This window comes from Gemmiger formicilis, assembly GCF_900167555.1.
In the GTDB taxonomy this organism is placed as follows: Bacteria; Bacillota; Clostridia; order Oscillospirales; family Ruminococcaceae; genus Gemmiger; species Gemmiger formicilis.
Genome location: NZ_FUYF01000069.1, coordinates 1 through 2,260 on the forward strand (window position 1 = coordinate 1; position 2,260 = coordinate 2,260).

The 2,260-nt window shown below is 51.0% G+C and carries 3 protein-coding genes; all 3 read left to right on the forward strand.

Annotated elements, in window-relative coordinates; genetic code table 11:
• The coding region (locus tag B5D32_RS14505; protein WP_159447075.1) for a type II toxin-antitoxin system HicB family antitoxin at positions 1-435 on the forward strand (435 nt) is incomplete at its 5' end.
• A gap of 124 nt (positions 436-559) precedes the next feature.
• On the forward strand, positions 560-1,156 hold the full coding sequence (locus B5D32_RS14510; protein WP_078785660.1) for a type IV toxin-antitoxin system AbiEi family antitoxin domain-containing protein: 597 nt from the start codon (positions 560-562) through the stop codon (positions 1,154-1,156).
• Positions 1,153-2,034, forward strand: a complete 882-nt coding sequence (locus B5D32_RS14515) for a nucleotidyl transferase AbiEii/AbiGii toxin family protein (RefSeq protein WP_078785661.1) — start codon at positions 1,153-1,155, stop codon at positions 2,032-2,034. The genes B5D32_RS14510 and B5D32_RS14515 overlap by 4 nt, the downstream gene beginning before the upstream one ends.
• Positions 2,035-2,260: the final 226 nt, after the last annotated feature.

Here is a 2,260-nt window from a genome sequence, read left to right on the forward strand (position 1 = left end):
TTTACCTTCCACGCCCTGCGCCACACCTTCGCCACCCGTGCGCTGGAGCGCGGCATGGACTACAAGACCCTGTCAGCCATCCTCGGTCATTACTCCGTAGCGTTCACAATGGACACCTACGTTCACAGCATGGACGAACACAAGCGCCACGAAATGGATAAGATGGACGATCTGTTCGGGATGCAGTACCGTATCTCTGTGGAGAACCAGCCGTATCCTGTGCTTTGCACACTCTCAGCGGACGGCTGCACCGCCCATGTTCCCGACTTCCCCAAAGTTACCGCACAAGCCCCCACGCTGGACGCCGCCCTGCTCGAAGTCAAACAGCAAATCCAAAAAGCCCTGCGCCAATGCAAGAACCCGCCCATTCCCACCAAACAAGACCAAATCGTAGTGCCAAACAACAGCGTGTTGGTACTCGTCAAAGCCGGGTAATGCCACTGAATAGTTTTTAACACCACATGGTGCGTCTGTTGAAATTTTCAGTAGGCGTACCATCTTGTATTTACTTTTACGCTCTTATCTGTTATAATTAAAGCGTGAAAGTTAGGTGAGCCACATGACAAAATTTGAACAGCTTGATACCATGCTGAAACAGGGGAACGGCTACATCACGACCCGCGCGGTTACAGCGCAGGGCATCTCTAAACCCTACTTTGCCGAATACGCCCGCAGCCGAGAACTGGAGCGTGTCGCGCACGGCGTATACCAATCGCCCGATGCATGGCCGGATGATATGTATATTCTCCACCTGCGCAACAGCAATATCGTTTTCTCCCACCAGTCGGCGTTGGCGCTCCACGGTATGATGGAACGCGAGCCGCACTACATCTACGTTACGGTCAAGCAGGGTTACAACGCCACACACCTGCGCAAGCAGGGCGTGATTGTGCATACAGTTTCCCCGGAGATTTTCACACTGGGGCTGACCACTGCCACGACCACTTTTGGCAATACCGTTCCCACCTATGACCGTGAACGCACACTCTGCGATGTCATTCGCCAGCGGGGTGCTATGGACGTGCAAACCTACCAAACTGCCATCCGCGAGTATATGCTGCACGGTCACAAAAACCTGCCTCATCTCATCCGGTGCAGCCGCGCACTAAAAGTTGAGGATGACGTAAGACGATACTTGGAGGTGTTTTTACTATGATCAAGACCTCACGACAGTTGAAGGATAAAATCAAAAATCTGACGCACGGCGATAGTCTGAAGTCGCAGACTCTGCTGCGTACCTACATGATGGAACGCTTTTTAGAGCGTCTCGCCGTTTCCCAGTACAACAGCCATTTTGTACTGAAAGGCGGGATGCTGGTGTCCTCAATGGTCGGCATCCACCAACGTGCCACAATGGATATTGATGCCACCGTAGTCGCCCTGCCGCTGACATTGGAGGACGCTACACGGACGATTCAAGAAATCGTCAATATCGACCTGCAGGACGGCGTGGTTTTCAGCATTACCAATGCAGAAAGCATTATGGAAGAACATGACTATCCCGGCTTGCGTTTCACGCTGATTGGTACGCTTGACGTTCTGCGGCAGAAAGTGAAAATTGACATTTCCACCGGCGATGCTATCACACCTCGTGCCATTGAATATCGGTATCCTCTCATGTTTGAGGACCGCAGTTTGCAGATTATGAGCTACAATCTCGAAACGCTGCTTGCCGAGAAACTGGAAACCATCATGTACCGTGGCACAAGCAATACACGGATGCGCGGTTTTTACGACATTTATATGCTAACTGGGAAACCCAGCATTGCAATCAACGACGCGACCTTGTATCGTGCATTCCTCGCAACCAGCAACACACGCCGCACGACTGGATTTATCCCGCAATTTGCAGCCATCCTTGAATCAGTAGAATCCAATGGCGAAATACAGAAAATTTGGAACAAGTTCTGCAAGGACAACGATTATGTCCTCGAACACGACTGGCACAAAATCATGGCATCCGTAAAAATCATGGAAAACCGGCTAGAGCAGCAGCGAGAACGAGCAAAGCGTTCACGCACACTGGAACGCTGACCGCTCCTATATTTACCTGCCAACTCCACAAAATTTATCCACAAAAAGCGCCCGGACGGTTGAAAAGTTCAGCCGTCCGGGCGCAGTCGTTTTCTCGTTTTGGGGTCATTTTGGGGTCAAAGTTACCAGCTTGTTACCACTTTTGCCATAAGGTAGAAAAAAGCTCGTTGAAACTTGTCGTTTCAACGAGCTTTTGTTGGTTGCGGAGACAGGACTTGAACCTGCG

Bases quoted from the DNA above. Each gene is read 5' to 3' on its own strand.
- B5D32_RS14515 (WP_078785661.1), top strand. From the start codon at position 1,153: ATGATCAAGACCTCACGACAGTTGAAGGATAAAATCAAAAATCTGACG.
- B5D32_RS14510 (WP_078785660.1), top strand. From the start codon at position 560: ATGACAAAATTTGAACAGCTTGATACCATGCTGAAACAGGGGAACGGC.